This is a genomic window from Chitinophaga oryziterrae, assembly GCF_009758125.1.
Taxonomy (GTDB): Bacteria; Bacteroidota; Bacteroidia; order Chitinophagales; family Chitinophagaceae; genus Chitinophaga; species Chitinophaga oryziterrae.
Map to the genome: position 1 here is coordinate 1771572 of NZ_WRXO01000001.1, position 18373 is coordinate 1789944.

General features: G+C 43.3%; 16 protein-coding genes. 8 read left to right on the forward strand and 8 right to left on the reverse strand.

The window, feature by feature from the left end; all coding sequences use genetic code 11:
- The first annotated feature begins 11 nt into the window (after positions 1-11).
- Positions 12-518 (forward strand): TlpA family protein disulfide reductase, encoded by a 507-nt coding sequence (locus GO495_RS07320; protein WP_157299019.1) that lies wholly within the window; start codon positions 12-14, stop codon positions 516-518.
- Between the two features lies 1 nt (position 519).
- On the opposite strand, the gene GO495_RS07325 is transcribed toward GO495_RS07320, so the two are convergent.
- The 4 genes from GO495_RS07325 to GO495_RS07340 form a co-directional block, all read right to left on the reverse strand.
- Positions 520-1419, reverse strand: coding sequence for a hypothetical protein (locus tag GO495_RS07325; protein ID WP_157299020.1), 900 nt, complete (start codon positions 1417-1419; stop codon positions 520-522).
- 217 nt (positions 1420-1636) lie between these two features.
- Positions 1637-3067, reverse strand: a complete 1431-nt coding sequence (locus GO495_RS07330) for a hypothetical protein (protein ID WP_157299021.1) — start codon at positions 3065-3067, stop codon at positions 1637-1639.
- A 17-nt stretch (positions 3068-3084) separates the two neighbouring features.
- On the reverse strand, positions 3085-5907 hold the full coding sequence (locus tag GO495_RS07335) for a TonB-dependent receptor (protein WP_157299022.1): 2823 nt from the start codon (positions 5905-5907) through the stop codon (positions 3085-3087).
- A gap of 274 nt (positions 5908-6181) precedes the next feature.
- A complete protein-coding gene (locus GO495_RS07340; RefSeq protein WP_157299023.1) occupies positions 6182-7030 on the reverse strand; it encodes an SDR family oxidoreductase in 849 nt (282 codons plus the stop codon).
- A 166-nt stretch (positions 7031-7196) separates the two neighbouring features.
- Here GO495_RS07340 and GO495_RS07345 point away from each other — a divergent pair, with 166 nt between their 5' ends.
- Complete coding sequence (locus tag GO495_RS07345) at positions 7197-7568, forward strand: winged helix-turn-helix transcriptional regulator (RefSeq protein WP_205691211.1); 372 nt, start codon at positions 7197-7199, stop codon at positions 7566-7568.
- Between the two features lie 42 nt (positions 7569-7610).
- Here GO495_RS07345 and GO495_RS07350 read toward each other — a convergent pair whose 3' ends face one another.
- Positions 7611-8324, reverse strand: a complete 714-nt coding sequence (locus GO495_RS07350; RefSeq protein WP_240915164.1) for a DsbA family oxidoreductase — start codon at positions 8322-8324, stop codon at positions 7611-7613.
- 86 nt (positions 8325-8410) lie between these two features.
- On the opposite strand from GO495_RS07350, the gene GO495_RS07355 reads away from it, so the two are divergent.
- On the forward strand, positions 8411-8776 hold the full coding sequence (locus GO495_RS07355) for a winged helix-turn-helix transcriptional regulator (RefSeq protein ID WP_157299024.1): 366 nt from the start codon (positions 8411-8413) through the stop codon (positions 8774-8776).
- Here GO495_RS07355 and GO495_RS07360 read toward each other — a convergent pair.
- The 3 genes from GO495_RS07360 to GO495_RS07370 form a co-directional block, all read right to left on the reverse strand.
- Positions 8773-10047 (reverse strand): acetyl-CoA hydrolase/transferase family protein, encoded by a 1275-nt coding sequence (locus GO495_RS07360; protein ID WP_157299025.1) that lies wholly within the window; start codon positions 10045-10047, stop codon positions 8773-8775. The genes GO495_RS07355 and GO495_RS07360 overlap by 4 nt on opposite strands.
- A 62-nt stretch (positions 10048-10109) precedes the next feature.
- Positions 10110-10928: an MBL fold metallo-hydrolase gene (locus tag GO495_RS07365; RefSeq protein ID WP_157299026.1), complete on the reverse strand. Its 819-nt coding sequence runs from the start codon at positions 10926-10928 to the stop codon at positions 10110-10112.
- Between the two features lie 31 nt (positions 10929-10959).
- Entirely contained in the window at positions 10960-13353 is a 2394-nt protein-coding gene (locus GO495_RS07370) for a glycoside hydrolase family 127 protein (RefSeq protein ID WP_157299027.1), read from the reverse strand.
- 72 nt (positions 13354-13425) lie between these two features.
- Between GO495_RS07370 and GO495_RS07375 the strand changes: the two genes are divergently transcribed.
- The 5 genes from GO495_RS07375 (at position 13426) to GO495_RS07395 (ending at position 18341) form a co-directional block, all read left to right on the forward strand.
- Positions 13426-14046: a pseudouridine synthase gene (locus tag GO495_RS07375; protein WP_157299028.1), complete on the forward strand. Its 621-nt coding sequence runs from the start codon at positions 13426-13428 to the stop codon at positions 14044-14046.
- Positions 14047-14124: 78 nt separating this feature from the next.
- Positions 14125-16404 carry a family 20 glycosylhydrolase gene (locus tag GO495_RS07380; RefSeq protein ID WP_157299029.1) on the forward strand — a complete coding sequence of 760 codons (2280 nt, stop codon included), beginning with the start codon at positions 14125-14127 and terminating at the stop codon, positions 16402-16404.
- Between the two features lie 418 nt (positions 16405-16822).
- Positions 16823-17107 carry a hypothetical protein gene (locus GO495_RS07385; RefSeq protein WP_157299030.1) on the forward strand — a complete coding sequence of 95 codons (285 nt, stop codon included), beginning with the start codon at positions 16823-16825 and terminating at the stop codon, positions 17105-17107.
- A 60-nt stretch (positions 17108-17167) separates the two neighbouring features.
- Entirely contained in the window at positions 17168-17863 is a 696-nt protein-coding gene (locus GO495_RS07390; RefSeq protein WP_157299031.1) for a carboxypeptidase-like regulatory domain-containing protein, read from the forward strand.
- Positions 17838-18341: a GNAT family N-acetyltransferase gene (locus GO495_RS07395; protein ID WP_157299032.1), complete on the forward strand. Its 504-nt coding sequence runs from the start codon at positions 17838-17840 to the stop codon at positions 18339-18341. Before GO495_RS07390 ends, GO495_RS07395 begins: the two co-directional genes overlap by 26 nt.
- Positions 18342-18373 lie beyond the last annotated feature (32 nt).

Genomic DNA, 18373 nt, shown 5'->3' on the forward strand with positions numbered 1-18373 from the left:
AAACTATACATATGAAAAGGATATTATTCCCGGTATTATTATCTTTTATCACGATCGCCACCTTTGCCCAGACAGGTTTTTATACTGCTATCGGTAATAAAGTACCTTCCTTTTCTTTTGAAAAAGAAAAAGGAAAAAAAGTAAATATCTCCGACTATAAAGGTAAACTGGTATGGATTAATTTCTTTGCTACCTGGTGTCCTCCCTGCAATGCAGAGCTACCGGAAGCTCAAAAGAAAGTATGGGATAAACACAAAGACAATCCCAAATTTGCCTTTTTTGTTTTTGGCAGAGAAGAAGGCTGGGAAAAACTCATTCCTTTCAAAGCAAAGAAAGGCTTTACATTCCCTATTCTTCCTGATCTGGACCGTAGCATCTTCAGCAAATTTGCAACAGATGGTATTCCCAGGAATGTATTGATCGATGCCAGCGGGAAAATCATTTATCAGTCTACAGGATATAGTCCGGAAGAATTTGATAAACTGGTCGCCCTGATCGATCAGCAATTAAAGAAATAAGCTAAAACCCTTCTTTCTGCACATAATACAAGGTAGCAGCATGACTGCTACTGTTTTCGCAGCTCATAAACAGCCTGCCTGAAGTAATATAATCTAATCCTTCTGTTTGCCAGTCGGACTGGTTCCCTATATTAAACCGTTTGGTTGTGCCGCTGAAAAAATTATCCGAGGTATAACCATTCAATAACCAGATGAAGGGTTGTATCTTCTTATTCATATAACCCAGTAAAGCCACTTCTTTTGTGTCAGGATTATAGGCAGCAGCGGTAATCTTCCCCTGTGAATCAAATGTTGTAAAAGGAGAGAGTGCGTAAGTACCGGGTATAGCAGGCATCTTGTAACAACGGGTTTTCAGATCACCGGCATCCTTGGTGAAAATATACAGACTGTCATGCATAACCAGCAGCGATTCGCAATCAAAATTACTGTTATCATTAGCCGTGAAATCTGTCTGATCTGTATAGGAGAAATTGATCGCTTCTGCATTCACACTCGTGCTATTAATGAGATCTGATTTTTTTACCCGTAAAATTTTCAGATCCGTTCTGTCTCCACTATTATTCCCGAAATCGCCAATGTAAATATAGGATGCATCGGCAGTAATATCTTCCCAATCAACATTCACATAATTAGCGATGGTTACCGTTTGTAATACAGCCCCGGTAGTGGTATCAATCTTATAAATATTATTGGGGTTACCACTGTCTCCAAAACTCCATAACTGCCCATCTGTATAACATAATCCTGATGATTCTTTCAATACTGCCGGTAAGGTTGCTTTTATACCTGTTATAAGTGTAGTATCAATAGTGATGGTAGTCGTAACAGGAGCAGTATTTTTCTTACAGGAAACACTGGATATAACCAGGCAAAGAATAATGGAATGCCGGATAGTATTCATACATTAAAACAATAATTGGGTTACTAAAGAGCTGGGTAGCTGTGATGCTAATTATCAATATAGGATTAATTATGTGTATTGATGAAATTTAGCTCCGTTAGGAGCGACGTGTTTGTAGAATATAATATCTTATCAAACCCAGACTCCGTTAGGAGTCCCCTGACATTCGCGACTTAGGAGACTCCTAACGGAGCTAAATTTGACATACAAATAAATATTAGTGCTGATTGCCTGTACCATCCAACTGGTAGCAGCCTAAGTCTTTACCCGGACCAGTAATACCGCTGGAACCAAAGTTCGCATCAACAGGTACATTTGAGATAGGAGTGAATGACTGGTAACCTCTGCCAACGGCTGGTGATGTGGCCTGTAAATGGAAATTATAGCTATCTACAGAAGCTTGTGTCTGATAGTTCTTATTAGGCAGCGGATAGTTCACGAACAAAGGATCGTTCTTACTAACCAGTGAAGTGCCATCGTACTGCATACCAAAAGTATAGGATGCGCCCAGGAAGGTAGCCATATCAGGAACATCTGAAGCCTGTGGATGAGTCACCACTGCCTGCGCAATATTAGTTGGTAAGAACTGGTTGGCCAGTGTTACATCATCTGCGTAATAGAAGTTATGACCATACATTGTCTGGGCAATCGGATCACCTGTGTGTGGGCCTGTTGTATCTGCCAGGTAAACTTTGGCAGTCACATTATTACCACCTGCGATCCTTACACCAAAGCGGCAGTTAACGATCAGGTTATTATATACCAGCGCTCTTGAGTTGTTCTCTACTTCTACAGAACCACCTCTTGCACCAAACGTACCTGCATTCCTGTAACCGTCATTCACATATGTATTGTTATACATAGCGATCATACACTGTGGCTGGATACCACCGTCATTGGCAGATTTAGTACCATTGGTAGCTCCTCCTATAATCAGGTTGTACGCCATATTGCCCTGTGTACCACCTTTTGCATTGAAGCCATCTCCACCAGTACCACCGCATTTCTCAAGCGTGTTACGCATGATGTTAACATGACCACCATAGAAACGTACCGCATCATCCGGTGTACCATAGATCCAGGAATCTTCCAGGATAAAGTTACCGTTAGGATTGCCGAAGTAAATGCAATACTGATCTCCTACAGAAGGACCTGTAAAAGGAATGGACTGTATACCTGCTCCGGAGAAATCAAGATGCGTCCACTTGATTACCAGCAACGGACAGGTTTTATCACAATAAATCCCTGACCATCCGCCGGCATAAGCAGAGTCTGAAGTGGCCGTAGATGAACCGGTAGTTTTTGTTCTTGATGGATCCGTGATTGTTACCGGGGCATCTTTGGTACCCAGACTAACAAACGTTCCTTTTACAACGATAGCAGCTGCATTGTTTACTTTAACAGTTACACCCTTCTGGATCAGTAGTGTATCGCCGGCGTTTATGGTTACATCACCATTGATCGTGTAGGTTTCACCTGTCAGCATCGTACCCTTGATAGCGCCGGATAAAGGTGTGGAGGCGCTTACTGCCTGTCCTACCTGTATCTGTCCAACAGAAACGTTAGAAGAATCCGACTTTGAGCAGGATGTTAATGCAATTGCAAATGCCAGTAAAGCATAGATACTGCCAATTTTAATTTGTTGCATGTGTGTTTATTTTGTTTTTAAAAATTGAATCTGAACCCTAAAGAATATGAAGCGTAAAATTTGTCGTATTGTACGGTTACATAATCCGGACTTTCCTGGAATGGCAGTTTGTATTTACCATTGTAACTACTGTTGTTCTGTTTGATAATTAAATGGAAAGGCGTATTGAGGATGTTATTCACTTTTGCATAAATGATGAAGTGATGACCAAATTCCTTTTGTGCGGAAAAGTCGAGGTTCACAGTCGGTTTCTCCCAGTTGTCAAGCCCTCTGTACAGGGAAAGCGTATTGATCCTTTCACCGGTATACACCAGTGCCAGTTGTGCATCTATCTTGTTTTTGGTACTCTTGTAGAGCAGGGAGAAATTGCCTATATGAGCGCTCTGTCCCTGTAAGGGCCTTCTCTCATCCACCTTTGCATTAATGGCTTCGCCTGAAGCAGACTGATAATAAAAGAATTTCGTGGAGTTGATAACAGAGTGCGTATAAGTATAGTTACCCGATACGCCAAAGTTGCTGAAGTACTTTCTGAATACTACCTCAAATCCAAAGTTATTGGCGTTCCCGAAATTGTTGGGAGAAAGTATGATGCCACCAAAACCATTCTGTGTAAAAGCATACTCGATCGGGTTACTGATGAATTTATAGAACGCGCCGACCATGAACTGATCAAGCCCTTTAGGGAACATCTCATAACGCAGATCGATATTATCAATAACAGTATGCTGCAGATGCGGATTACCCTGCGTTTCATAATTGTCATTGGAGCTTCCACGCTCAGGGAATGCGATCAGGTCTGCATAAGCAGGGCGGAAGATAGACCTGAAATAAGAGAACCGTATAGCTCTTCTTGCATCAAGGGAATATTTACCCTGGAGACTGGGCAATACGTCCAGATAACTGATATCGGCCGACTTCCCATCTACAGTTACCGGTAAAGACGATACATAATTCTGATGTGTATTCTCTACCCTTATGCCACCTAATAATTCAATACGGTCATTCACATTGTACTTCAGGTCCGCATAAGCAGCGCCTACATTCTCTTTGAAATTATAAATACCGGGATTGCCTGCCGCGTTACCTAAAGCAGCATTGGCAGGTACGAATGTGAACTTCGATGCCGGTATGGATACATACAGCTGGGTATTTGAATTGGAATCACTTACAGGTGTAAGTTTATATGCATTGTCGTAGTTATCTCTTTCTTTATGACGGTACATCCCTCCAAACCCAAACAGGCTTTTGGTACCCGCTTTATAATGAAGATGGAGATAGCCTGCAAGGTCTTTATCTGTATTATGGATCCATTCACGGGATTCATTTCCTACTACGGCTGGTGAAATGGTGAATGTACCATCGTTGGTGTTGGGATTTACCGCTTGTGCGGTAGAGAATTGCGCATTATCAGGTACCTCCCTTTTTGCTTTTGAAGCTACCAGTGACCAGTCAGTTGTCAGCTTATTCGTTAATGTGTTCTTACCCTGTAAAGTAACATTGGAAATGTTTTGCAGGTCTGTTCTTATTTCCTGACGCTGGTAAATAGAGTAGGAACCTACATAATTATAAGCAGTAGAATAACCACCTAACAGTGAGTCGCTGGTTATTTTTACCCGTTGTTCATTTAACTGCAGGTAAGTGGCAAACAGACTGATAGAGTTGCCTGCATTGAAGTTATAGTCAATCTTTGTTTCAAGTCCGGAACGGTCCGTTCGTGAATTAAACTGACGGGCAAATATATCAGAGAAGGCTGGTTGCTGCTGATGACCGGCATCCGCAGCCGGTGGTACTGTAGGGCTTTGCAATAATGAGTTTGAATTGCTTCCCCTGTATGCATTCTGATAACTGCCTGAGAAAATAACACCTAATTTATTATCTAAAAACCGGTTGCCCAGTGTAAGATTAACATTCTTATTCACAGGCGCTTTACCGGTAGTTGTCATTATATTCTGATAAGGGAATGCTGATATGGGTGCATATAGACCTGGCCCTGTGATTTCAGAAGGTGATTTACTACTTACATGAGATCTCGAATAAGAAGCAAAATCCCTGTTCAGCATAATCTGGCTATAACCCGTACCTACGTTGCCTTCCAGCTTAAACTTATCCGGTGCGTTTTTCATTACGAGATTGATCACCCCACCGGCAGCATCTGCTTCCATATCAGGTGTCAGTGATTTGATCACCTCTATTCTGTCGAGTAATTCTGCGGGGAATATGTCCAGTGGAACATATCTGTTCCTGTTATCCGGACTAGGGATTTTCACGCCATTCACAAGCGTGGTATTATACCTTTTATCCATGCCTCTTATAATTGCATACTGACCATCACCAGAACTGCCGCGTTCAATAGAAACACCGGAGATACGCTGCATTACATTGGCTACCGTGATATCAGGTGATATCGCAATAGCATGCGCAGAAACAATGTTTACAATGTTGTTGGCTGTCTGCTCCCTTCTTTTGGCATATTCATCGGAACCCTCATTTTTGCCTGATTTAATTACAACATCCGACAGGTTATAAATGCCTGAAGAAAGATAAATACTGATGTTGCTGACACCATTATCTGTTACTTCAATACTGGTATCTGAAACAGTATAACCGACATAGGATATGGATAGACTGTAATGCCCTGCCGTAAGGCCTTTGAAGCTAAAGCTGCCATCCAGGGATGACTGTACTTTTTTACCTGAAGGTTGCAGTGTAATAGCTGCACCTATCAGTTGTTCTTTTGTATTTTTATCAAAAATATGTCCTTTGATATCTCCCGCAACAAGTGTCTGGAAAAAAAATAATAACGCAAATAATTGGATGTAGAAGAAAGAACGTCCCTTCATGTTAGCTGTAGATTTGGTGGGACAATACTACGAAGGGGGCATATTAAATTTTAGGGCAAATAATGAATTAATGTAAGCGTAATCTTTCCTTAACGCATTGGTAACGCTAACTACAGAAAGAATTCAGAATTGAGAATTTATTAAAAATACTTAAGGAGGTTTTAATTTGGTTTTAATAATAAATCCAGAAAGAATTCAGAATTGGAGTGTATTTGCGTTAATAAAAAAAAGGTTGTCATTGTGTAACAACCTTTTTTTATCCGGACAGCATCAATTATTTCAGTATTTCTCTCAGCGCTGCTTCCAGGTCCAGTGGTTTTCTGTGTAACAGATTCTCCAGAGCAGGATCTACAAAGTCCAGTTCACCGCTTGAAATTGTTTCTGCAATACTGTTCAGTAATCCAATAACAGGTTCTGGTAAACCAGCCTGTTTCAGGGCAGCTGTCTGGTCATCCAGAGATACAGGCGTATAGTTTAAAGTCTTGCCGGTGATTTTGCTGATGATAGCAGCTACTTCAGGCAGTGAGTAAGTTTTGCCTGATGTGATCTCATATATTTTATTCTTATGTGCGGAAGGATCAGCAGCTACATTCGCCAGCGCTTCTGCCATCTCTTTACGGGAAGCAAAGTTAGCCTGGGCAGTACCCCCTGCAAAGTACCAGTTACCGCTTGTAAGTGCATCGCCAGCCAGCAGGGTAATTACATCTGCATAGAAGGTATTGCGTAATACCGTGTAAGGGATACCTGAACTTTTCAGAGAAGCTTCTGTATGAAAGTGATCAATGCCGGCAGTAAATTTGGATGTAAGGGAAGTACGCAGCATACTGGTATAAATAATATGTTTTACACCACTTTCTTTAGCAGCATTAATAGCATTATTATGCTGTTGTACCCTGTCTTCCAGGGAACCTGAGGATACCAGTACCAATGTATCCACACCTTTAAATGCTTCCACCATGGAAGGGTAATCGAAATAATCACCTTTGCGCAGTTGTACGGTAAGGTCTTTTGCTTTGGCAGTATCTCTTACTAAAGCAGCAATAGTATCTGCAGATTGTTTTTTGAGCAGGAAATCGATGGTGAGTTTTCCTAAATGACCGGTTGCTCCTGTTACAAGAATCATAATAATTGTTTATTTAGTGACTATATATAGTATCTTTACATACCCAACGGTAGTAAGTTACTTTTGGTAAGTCAAAGATATTAAGTTATTGAATATCAAACAATAAGGTACTGAAAGGTTTGCCAATTACTTTGGGGTAAGTAATACTGAACATCAACTGATTAACATGGAAAATAATTTGAAAAATCGTAACAGAGATCCTGATTGCCCGGTAAGAACTGTGCTGGACCGTATAGGTGATAAATGGGCTGTTTTGGTGATCACCACCCTGGGAGAGGAAGGGACCATGCGTTTTAACCATCTGTATGAAACCATTGGGGATATCTCTCAGAAGATGCTGACGGTAACATTGAAAAAGCTGCAGGAAGACGGGTTAGTATCCCGTAAGATGTACCAGGAAATACCACCAAGAGTAGAGTATACTTTAACGGATACAGGCGTAACGCTGGTACCGTTGCTGAATGCCCTGGCAGAGTGGGCAAATGCTAATATGAAGGGGATTAAAAAGTCGCGCAGCGTATATGCCGAAGTTAATTAGCATGTACTCAGGGGTTACCGAAAGGCAGCAACCCCTGATATCTTATTTACATTCTCCATCCGGTGTACAAACTTCACCTTCTATTGTTTCAAATGGCGAAGCAGGATTTTCCTTACGCCATTCAGCAAAAGACTTATCTAATACTTCCAGGAATATTTCAGATGCCTGCGCACCTGAAACAGCATATTTACGGTCAAATACAAAGAAAGGGACACCTCTGATTCCCAATGCCTGTGCCTCATTAATATCTGCATTCACATCTTTTGCATAGGCATCGCTGGCCAGGGTTTCCTTTACACTTGCCTCATCTAAGCCAATCTCCTTACCCAATTGGGTCAGTACCGCATGGTCCCCGAAATCCTTGCTTTCTGTAAAATAGGATTTGAATAAACGCTCTTCTGCTTCATCACCCAGGTTATTCTTTTTGGCAAGATGAATTAAGCGGTGTGCATCAAAGGAGTTAGCCACTACGGCATTGGCAGGATTAAACGTAATCCCCGCTGCTGCGGCCGTTGCAGCCACCTGAGCATTCATCTGCACTGCCTGTTCGTAAGGAATACCTTTTCTTTCAGATAAATACTGGTACAGGTCTTTGTCATGCCCGGATTTTATGGTCGGGTCCAGTTGAAAACTGTGCCATTCCACTTCTATACCGGCAGCGTCGGTAAATTTACTCATGGCAGCCTCAAATTTGCGCTTACCTATATAACAGAACGGACACATCACATCCGACCAGATTTCTACTTTCATTTTCATAATTGCAAATTTCGGCAACATACTTTACTTTTGGAAGTGCTTTCCAATACGAAAGTACTTTCTTTGAGGAAACTAACTGAGATGTTATGAGTAAGAAAATAGAAGCGACAGAAATGACCGAGGCCTGTGTCGGCCAACTGAGAGCCATTCATGATACCCTGGACCTGCTTAACGGCAAATGGAAAATAGCCATCATCGGCTCGCTGAGCTTTGGCAAAAGACGCTTTATGGAGCTGCAACGCGAAGTAGAAGGCGTTGGCTCTAAAATGCTCTCCAAAGAACTCAGGGATCTGGAAATGAATGAGTTGGTAAAGAGAACGGTATACGATACCAAACCGGTAACCGTAGAGTACGAACTCACCCCTTATGGTAAAACCCTGGAAGATATTATAGGAGAATTAGCTAAATGGGGGCTGAAACACCGTAAGCGTATCATGCACTCTGATAATTAATGGTACCGTTCAAAGAAGGCCTTTTCCAGTTGCTCCCTGTGATCAGGATGGGCTAGTTCTATCAGCGCCTTGCCCCGTTGTTTCAGATTTTTACCAAACAGGTCGGTAATGCCGTATTCTGTAATTACCCAATGTACATGCCCACGGGTAGTGACCACACCGGCTCCTTCTTTCAGGAAAGGCACGATCCTGGAAACTCCTTTGTTGGTCACAGAAGGTAGCGCAATGATAGGTTTGCCGCCATCAGACAAAGACGCACCTCTCATAAAGTCCATTTGTCCGCCGATACCGGAGTATTGATAAGTGCCAATGGAATCCGCACAAACCTGTCCGGTAAGATCTATTTCAATCGCGCTGTTAATAGCCGTAGCTTTGGGATTCTGACGGATAACGCTTGTATCATTCACATAACCGATATCCATTACCCTGATAGACGGATTGTCATGCACAAAATCATACAGTTTACGGGTGCCCGCCATAAAAGCGGTAACAGAACGGCCGATATTTACTTTCTTCTGCGTATTATTGATCACACCACTTTCTAATAAAGGGATCACTCCGTCAGACAACATCTCTGTATGTAATCCCAGGTTTTTAAGATGACTTAAATTCCTTAATACCTGGTCGGGGATACTGCCTATACCCAACTGCAAAGTGGCGCCATCTTCCACCAGGGAAGCCACATTCCGGCCTATCTGAGCCGTTACCTCTGTACATTTGGAATAGTCCAGCTCAGGTAAAGCGGCGGACTGCCATACCGCAGCGTGAATCTTGGACATATGTATAAAGCCCTCTCCATGCGTCCTGGGCATTAACGGATTTACCTGTGCAATCACATATTTAGCCATTTCCACGGCTGCCCGGGCAATATCCACAGAGGTTCCCAGGGAACAGTAACCATGTTCATCCGGAGGGGATACAGATATCAGCGCTACATCCACCGGAAGTATACTCCTCCTGAACAACTGAGGAATCTGGCTGAGGAAGATGGGGACATAATCGCCGTCATGACTATTCGCCACTGAACGTGTAGCCGCCGAGACAAATAAAGAATTTACGAAGAAACTTTTGCGGTAAAGCGGGTTGTCAAAATCAACATTTCCAAGGGTAGTAATACTCACTAATTCCACGTCGTGTAACTCTGCGTGTCTGTGCTGAAGTTCCTGTAACAGGTATTGGGGAGTAGCTGCGCTACCATGGATAAATACCCGGTTGCCGGATTCTACGCATTTCACGGCTTCTGCTGCTGAGATATAATTTGCATTGTACATAGTACAAAATTATGCGGCAGGTAAATAAAGGAATATGATGAGGATCAGGTTAAAAGATGATCTTAGTTGAACATGGATAATTGTAGTGGTTTGATCTTTACGACCGGGGGAGTGGTTTGACTGATATAATACACTTCCGTTTCTTCATGCCTGGAAGCAACAATGATCTTAGTATCGCCGGCATGCTGGTTAAACAGGTTCAGCACCAGCTCGGGGTTATTATTATCCTTAGAGAGATGAGATAATAACAGATGACTCATAAAGGCAGGCTTATGTGTCCTGAACAACTCCAGTGCCTGTGTATTGGACAGATGCCCATGCCCGCCGCGGATACGCTTTTTCAGATAATATGGGTACCGTCCCTGTTCGAGCATCTGCTCATCATAATTCGCTTCTAAAAATGCCGCATGGCATTGCTGGAAATGTTTGATGAGATGTTCGCAGGGGGCTCCTATATCCGTAAACACCCCGATCTTTATTTCATTACAGGCCACTATAAAACTATGAGGCTCTGCCGCATCATGAAATTTAGGGAAGGCTGTCACGGAAATATCTCCTATCTGAACAGGGACATACGCCTGAAAGGACAACACATGTTGTTCATTCAGGGTAAGTCCGCCATTCAGTAAAGTATCATTAGTAATATAAACCGGTAACTGGTATTTTTTGGATATCACCTGTACGCCTTTGATATGGTCCGTATGTTCATGAGAGATAAAGATCGCCTTTATCTTATCCATACTCAATCCCAGGCGACGCATGCGCTTCTCCGTTTCCTTGCAGGAAATGCCGGCATCAACAAGGATAGCTTCCCGGTCATTCCCGATATAATAGCAATTCCCGTTGCTTCCCGAATTCAATGATGTGATGAAAAGTGACATGTGACTACAAAGTAAACTAAATTTTTTAGTATTACTTCACAATCCATTCATGAATCCCTGATGCATTTTCTACCGGCAGTTGTATTTCCAGTTTCAAAGCCGTTGTTTTCACCGGTTCAAACTGTACGGAATTGTATTTGTCTTTCGCTATTTCGTAAGGAGTCGTATTCACAACAGGCACCCACTCATTATCTTTCATATAAAGGATCCGCCAGGTAAGCGGTACTCTGCATCCGCCAAACGGACCGTCATCATACCAGTATACCTGTGAAGAAGAGACGGTATACTCCTGGTCGAAAGTGTACTGTACCCATTCCAGTGAATTCTTCTTAGGCCACCAATGCATATAAAGGGCGCTGTTATCTTTTGAATCTACCGGCTCGTACTGGTCGTTCAGTGCCATGTACATACGCTTATTAGGTACAGAAGCGGTAATGGTGGCTTTAGAAGCGATGCTTGGCGCAGGTTTGGGCCTGGCTGCAGATGCCTCATAAGGGATCCATACGGTCATTTCACTGGCGCCGCGGTTAGCCCAGGCATAATAGGGGATAGCCGTCACCGTCTGTACGGAATTGATCAGCTCATCGCTGTTCAACTGCCTGCTGGCAGAAGCGCCCGGCATTTGCAGTATGGTAACGCCATTCAGCATATCCGGTTTATACACGGCGTTGATCACCGCATTTTTATCCACCACAATATTCTGCACGGTAGCATCCTTGTTATCTGGTCCTTCCAGGCAATACATGATAGGACCGCGTTCCAGTGCAAAGCGGTTCTTATCTTCTTTCACATTACTGTTGGCCAGTACTTTCTGTACTTCCATCGGGAAATCAATATTGATCTTGTCTCCGGCTTTCCAGCTTCTCTGTAATACCGCATATCCTTTCACCAGTTCATACTTCACCGGTTTACCGTTTAAGGTGATCACCACCGGTGCTGAGGTACTGTCTTTATCATGATAAAGGTCTCCTGGTACCGGCTGCCCCTTAGCCCATTCTGGTATCCTGATATGCAATGCAAAGGCAGCTGCTTTAGCTGGGTTAACGGTGATGGCTACCGCTCCGTTCCAGGGATAATCAGTTTTTTGCGTTAAGCTAACCTTAGTGGCTGGCAATTGGATACTGGCAGTACTGCCTACAAACAGATTCACGTACAGGTTATTCTTATCCTGCGCATAAATATACCCCGGCATAGACGGCAGAAAACGTGTCATATTGGAAATACAGCAGGCGCATCCAAACCAGGCACTACGCTGGTGTTGCCCCATAGACGCCAATGGGTTCGGATAGAAAAAGCGGTCACCGCTAAGGGAAACCCCCGACAGCAGACCGTTATACAGGGTTCGTTCCAGGATATCGATATATTTTGCATCTCCATGCAGCAGGAACATCCGGCTGTTCCAGTAAACATTCGCTATAGCTGCGCATGTTTCTGCATAGGCAGACATATTGGGCAGTTCATAATCTTTCCCAAAAGCTTCCCCGTTGCCGGTAGCACCGATACCGCCGGTGATATACAGCTTCTTATCCACCACATTATCCCAGATATCATCTATCGCATGCAGGTATTTCTGATCGCCGGTAAGCGCTGCCACATCGGCCATGCCGGTGTACATGTAGGTAGCTCTGACCGCATGCCCTACTGCTTCATGCTGATCGGTTACTTTTTTGTACGACTGATTATATTCTCCGCTATTAGGTGTGCCTGGTCCACGTACGTCCAGAAAAAACTTTGCCAGGTCCAGGTATTCTTTTTTGCCGGTAACGCGGTACATTTTAGTGAGGCCTGTTTCCACGATCTGATGCCCAGGGAATTTCTCTTCTTTCCCAAATCCGAAAGTCTTCACCAGTAAATCCGCATTTTTGATTGCGATATCCAGCAGGTTGCGTTTGCCGGTAGCCTGATAATGCGCCACTGCAGCTTCAAAAAGATGCCCTGAATTATACAGTTCATGGCTCAGGTCTTCTTCCATTTCCCAGCGTTTGCTGCCCATCCAGGGATGAGGAGTGGAAGAGTTTACGGTACGGAAAGTATACAGATAACCATCTTTTTCCTGTGCAGCGCCAATGATTGCGATCAGTGTATCCAGGTACTTCTCCAGTTCCGGGTTCTTCTTCATTTGCAGGCCATAAGAAGCCCCTTCTATCACTTTATAGAGATCAGTATCATCAAAAGTATATTCCGTCATTTTATCGCCGGGAATAGTATGTGCCGCTCTTTTGAAATTATCGATGCGTCCTGTTTTCCGGCATTGTTCCAGGGTGTACGGAATGGTCACATCTGCATTCACTCTTATTTTAGGCGCCCAGAAACTATCGGACACATGTACTTGTGTAAAAGCCACCGGTTGAATAGGATAATCCTTTTTAAGCTGGGCACTTGCGCAGGTCCCTGCCAGTAAAAAAGCAATCAATATTTGTTTCATGGTTGTAAATTATTCATAGTTAGCATAAATGATAGAATAAATATTGATCAGATTTGGTCATATCTTAGCAAGATGAATGATTCGGGACACCGGTACTTTATAATACACAAACCTTTTGAGATGGTTTCCCAGTTTATCAGTCCTGATAAAGTGCGGCTCCTGGGCGATCTTGATTTCGATTTCCCGGAGGGGACACATGCTATCGGTCGTCTGGATAACCATTCTGAAGGATTGCTCATCCTCACTACCAACAAAAAAGTAACAAAGTTGTTATTCCAGGGAGAGGTGCCGCATAAGCGAACTTACCTTGTGATGGTAAAAGGTGTGGTGACCCCGGAAGAACTGTTACAATTGAAAACCGGTATCACAATTGTTATCGCTGGCGGAGCGGATTACCTCACTACTCCCTGTCATGCCGCGATCGTGGAAAAGCCTGCCGGACTATTCCACCGGCCACAGGCATTCAGAGAGCTGTTACCGCATACCTGGCTTGAAATTACGCTGACAGAAGGAAAATTCCACCAGGTACGTAAAATGGTGATGGCCATCGGGCATCGTTGTCAGCGCCTGATCCGTACCTCAATTGAAGATCTTGAACTGGGGGAACTTGCTCCGGGGCATGTCCGTGAAATCGAAGAACACCTGTTTTTCGAGCAGCTAAAGATTAGATATAGCGCGAATATAACTGCATAAAAGAGCAATATGGCATCAGTTTGCTGTTGATATTCTTGGTATTTTGCCTTCTTCCTAATCATGCAATAAAGAGATATTATGTTTAAACCATTATGGTCTATGGTACTTTGTGTATTACTGCACTCCGCAGTCAATGCACAGGAACGCTACGGAATCATTCCATATCCGCAGCAGCTGGTACCGCAACAGGGTGAGTTTGTAATTACCGCGAACACGAAATTAGTAGCGCCGGCTATGTTCCGTAATGAAGCAGCGCAGTTACAGGCGCTGATCACACAGGGCATTGGCAGGGTATTACCCGTGGCTGCCAAAGGCAGCATTGTATTCCGGCAGGATAACCAGCTGGAAGGAGAAGAAGACTACAAACTGAATATTAGTACCACCCAGGTGCTGATCTCGGCTAAAACAGCTACCGGTGCTTTCCGTGCGGTAGAAACGATCCGTCAGCTGATGCCTCCTTCCATTGAAGGGGTAAAAACCGGTAAACAAACAAAGATCTCTATTCCTGCAGCAGATATCACCGACCATCCTGTGTATGCATGGCGTGGTATGCACCTGGACGTTTCCAGGCATTTCTTCTCCGTATCTTACCTGAAGAAATTCATAGACCTGCTGGCATTGTACAAAATGAATAAACTTCATCTGCATCTTACCGATGATCAGGGCTGGCGTATTGAAATCAAAAAATACCCGCTGCTGACACAACAGGGAGCCTGGAGAGAATTCAACAACCAGGATTCTATCTGTATGGAGAAGGCAAAGACCAATCCTGATATGGAGATGGATAAATCCCATATCATTCACCGGAATGGCAAAACTTTATACGGCGGTTTTTATACACAGGTACAGATGAAAGACGTGATCGCATATGCAGCGGCGCGTCACATCGAGATCATTCCTGAGATAGATATGCCGGGTCATATGATGGCGGCTATCAATGCTTATCCTTACCTGAGCTGTACTGGTGGCACATCCTGGGGTAAATTCTTTACAACGCCCATCTGCCCTTGTAAAGAAACTACCTTCACTTTTGCTGAAGACGTATTCACTGAAATAGCGGCTTTATTCCCTTCTCAATACATCCATCTTGGTGCTGATGAAGTAGAAAAGAGCAGCTGGAAAACATTCCCCGGCTGCGAAGAAGTGATGAAAGCGAACAACCTGCAAACAGTTGAAGAACTACAAAGCTACTTCGTAAAACGCATGGAGAAGTTCTTTAACTCCAAAGGCAAAAAGCTGATCGGCTGGGATGAGATCCTGGAAGGTGGTATCAGTCCTACAGCGGTGTTGATGTACTGGCGCAGCTGGGTACCTGATGCACCCATCAAAGCGGCAAAGAATGGCAACTATGTGATCATGACTCCCGGTAACCCATTGTACTTCGATGGTATCCCTGATCGCAATTCTGTTTCCAACGTATATCACTTCGAACCGGTGCCTAAAGCACTCACTGCTGATGAAGCCAAATACATCATTGGTGCACAGGCCAACATCTGGACAGAATGGATCCCTAATGAGAAGCGTGCTGATTTCATGTTCATGCCCCGTATGACTGCCCTCGCTGAAGTACTGTGGACACACCGTTCTGATTATGACGGCTATCTTCAGCGCCTCAACACGCAATACAAACGCCTGGACAGACTGAATGTTCATTACCGTATGCCAGACCTCGAAGGCTTCACAGAAGACAACGTCTTCGTTGATAAGACTGTCTTAAACATTGCGAAGCCAATGGCGGATATGACTATCCGTTATACTACGGATGGTACTGCGCCTAACGTACACTCTGCCGAATTCCCGGCCAACTATATCATCCCTGGTACTGTAAGTATTAAGCTGGCAGGGTTTAGCCCTTCCGGTAACCGTAGTGATATCTACACGCTCAATTATCGCAAGCAGTCTTACTTCAAACCTGTTGATGTTTCCGGTTTACAGCAAGGCTTACGGCTGGACTACTACTATGGTGAATATAAGAGTGTTACTAAACTGAAAGAAAAAGCAGATAGCGTTATCCATGTACATAACGCGATCATGCCTGATAGTTTAGGTCATGGTGGCCAGTCTTTCGGTGCAAAAATCACCGGCTATATAGATGTGCCTTCTACAGCGATATACAGCTTCTTCCTCACGGCAGATGACGGCGCTAACCTCTACATTGAAAACGAAAAAGTGATTGACAACGATGGCTGGCATGCCCCTCTGCAAAAGAGCGGACAGATAGCTTTGCAGAAAGGTTTACACCCTTTCGAAATTAAGTTCGTTGAAGGTGGTGGTGGTTACACCCTTAAACTGGAATACCGGGTTAATGGCGGAAAGATTCAGCCTATACCGGATGAGTGGTTGCAAAGCGTAAAATAGAAAAATGAAAAATAGAAAAGGCCGTCTCAGTGTAATACTGAGGCGGTTTTTTTATGGGGAACTATTATTGAAAAGTACTTATCAATTAATTTTTTTGCTGCCTCAGAATTAATAATCATAAGGCTTCCTCCAAAATGGTGTGCTCCAAGTGACTTTATGTAATGATCAATCAATTTTGATTTTGTATAAAAGGAAATGGAATTCTAAATGATAGAATGTATATTTGATATATAGATAATAAATTATTCTGTTCGTTAATCCAAAAACTAAGAAGGTTGTCATAAATGAAAAAAGGGTCACAAAAGCGACCCTTTAAAAATCATAAACTTAGTTACGTTGCTTTTCAGCAAGAGGCTTTACCAAGCGTCATGACACTAACTTAATGTTATTCCCAGAATCTTCAAAATTTTTTCTAAAAATGCGATTTAACAAATTAAGCCTATACCTGTCTGCTCAACGTATAGACAGATATTTAGCAGCTACCGAAAATAATAAGCATAAAGCAATCAGGTTGTATAAAGCGAATTTGAAAATAGCGCAGGCTTTTCACCCACTATTGGGAATTATGGAAGTAACGTTGAGAAATCGCATTAATACAATTTTGACCAACCATTTTACTGATCCGAATGGGATCATCAATCAGAAGAGTGGATTTATGAGTGCGCCAGCACTTACCAGTATTGATCGTCGCTGGGATTGTTAAATAAAGACCGGGACTACACCTCATAAAAATTATTAACTTAGGATCCGAAAACCGGTCTCCATGAAGAAATTACTGCTGACCCTTATATGTCTACTGCCTGCAATGAGCAGCATAGGACAGCATCTGCTAAAAGGAATTGTAAGAGGGGAAGACAGCATCCCTATTACAAGTGTCTCCATCACCAACAAAACCTCCGGTGTAATCACCACCAGCGATACCTCCGGGCGCTACTCCATCCCTGCCAGAACAGGAGATACCATCTTCTTCAGAACATTAGGATACCTGCAATCTGCTTACGTAATGGCCGCTGGAAAAACAATCCATAATCATATCATGGTAAGGCAGTCGATTCAATTGCAGGCGGTTAGAATAGCGGGTAGCAATTATAAGAGAGACTCGATACGTTTTCATGAAGAATATGAAAAGAGTTTTGGTTTCCGGCGACCTAAATGGTACGAAGTCTATAAAATAACAGCCGTAGATATTCATCAACTCTACAAAGCTCTCTCCATCAAAAAGAATAACAAGAAGTCGAAATTTAAGAAGCAGTTAATAAACTACGAACACGATGAATTTGTGAATTATAAATACTCGCGGGAGATTGTAAACAAGCTCACCAATCTGAACGGGGACACGCTCTCTTTATTCATGGAACAATACCATCCTACCTATGATTTTATGAAAGATGCCACTGATTACGACCTCTACGAATTTATAAAGAAAAGCTACAATGACTACCTCAGTAAGAATAAGTAACCTGGAAGAAACTCACTGGCCGCAGGTAAAAGATATCTACGGGAAAGGCATTGCCTCCGGTAATGCTACCTTTCAGACAACAGCCCCAACATGGGAAGAGTGGGATAGGGGGCATGTCAAAACCTGCCGTTTGATCGCTTTGAAAGATGATGATCGCATTCTGGGCTGGGCAGCCCTCAGCCCGGTATCTGCAAGGGCGGTATACGCCGGTGTGGCAGAGGTCAGTATCTATATTCACCCGGAAGCCCAGGGGCAGGGGGTAGGAAGCAAATTACTGGCAACATTGATAAAAGAGAGCGAACAACAGCATTTCTGGACCTTACAGGCTGGTATCTTCCCGGAGAACACCGCCAGTATCCGACTGCATGAGAAACACGGTTTCAGGCTGGTAGGAAGAAGGGAAAGGATAGGGCAAATGAACGGCATCTGGCGGGATACGGTGTTAATGGAAAGAAGAAGCGGCGTCATATTTCAATAAATTGGGGTAATTTTGCGCTTTATCAATAGTAG

What these genes read in the sequence shown, in the direction of transcription:
- GO495_RS07320 (WP_157299019.1), top strand. Translation starts at nt 12, where the DNA reads ATGAAAAGGATATTATTCCCGGTATTATTATCTTTTATCACGATCGCC.
- GO495_RS07325 (WP_157299020.1), bottom strand. Translation starts at nt 1,419, where the DNA reads ATGAATACTATCCGGCATTCCATTATTCTTTGCCTGGTTATATCCAGT.
- GO495_RS07330 (WP_157299021.1), bottom strand. Translation starts at nt 3,067, where the DNA reads ATGCAACAAATTAAAATTGGCAGTATCTATGCTTTACTGGCATTTGCA.
- GO495_RS07335 (WP_157299022.1), bottom strand. Translation starts at nt 5,907, where the DNA reads ATGAAGGGACGTTCTTTCTTCTACATCCAATTATTTGCGTTATTATTT.
- GO495_RS07340 (WP_157299023.1), bottom strand. Translation starts at nt 7,030, where the DNA reads ATGATTCTTGTAACAGGAGCAACCGGTCATTTAGGAAAACTCACCATC.
- GO495_RS07345 (WP_205691211.1), top strand. Translation starts at nt 7,197, where the DNA reads ATGGAAAATAATTTGAAAAATCGTAACAGAGATCCTGATTGCCCGGTA.
- GO495_RS07350 (WP_240915164.1), bottom strand. Translation starts at nt 8,324, where the DNA reads ATGAAAATGAAAGTAGAAATCTGGTCGGATGTGATGTGTCCGTTCTGT.
- GO495_RS07355 (WP_157299024.1), top strand. Translation starts at nt 8,411, where the DNA reads ATGAGTAAGAAAATAGAAGCGACAGAAATGACCGAGGCCTGTGTCGGC.
- GO495_RS07360 (WP_157299025.1), bottom strand. Translation starts at nt 10,047, where the DNA reads ATGTACAATGCAAATTATATCTCAGCAGCAGAAGCCGTGAAATGCGTA.
- GO495_RS07365 (WP_157299026.1), bottom strand. Translation starts at nt 10,928, where the DNA reads ATGTCACTTTTCATCACATCATTGAATTCGGGAAGCAACGGGAATTGC.
- GO495_RS07370 (WP_157299027.1), bottom strand. Translation starts at nt 13,353, where the DNA reads ATGAAACAAATATTGATTGCTTTTTTACTGGCAGGGACCTGCGCAAGT.
- GO495_RS07375 (WP_157299028.1), top strand. Translation starts at nt 13,426, where the DNA reads ATGAATGATTCGGGACACCGGTACTTTATAATACACAAACCTTTTGAG.
- GO495_RS07380 (WP_157299029.1), top strand. Translation starts at nt 14,125, where the DNA reads ATGTTTAAACCATTATGGTCTATGGTACTTTGTGTATTACTGCACTCC.
- GO495_RS07385 (WP_157299030.1), top strand. Translation starts at nt 16,823, where the DNA reads ATGCGATTTAACAAATTAAGCCTATACCTGTCTGCTCAACGTATAGAC.
- GO495_RS07390 (WP_157299031.1), top strand. Translation starts at nt 17,168, where the DNA reads ATGAAGAAATTACTGCTGACCCTTATATGTCTACTGCCTGCAATGAGC.
- GO495_RS07395 (WP_157299032.1), top strand. Translation starts at nt 17,838, where the DNA reads ATGACTACCTCAGTAAGAATAAGTAACCTGGAAGAAACTCACTGGCCG.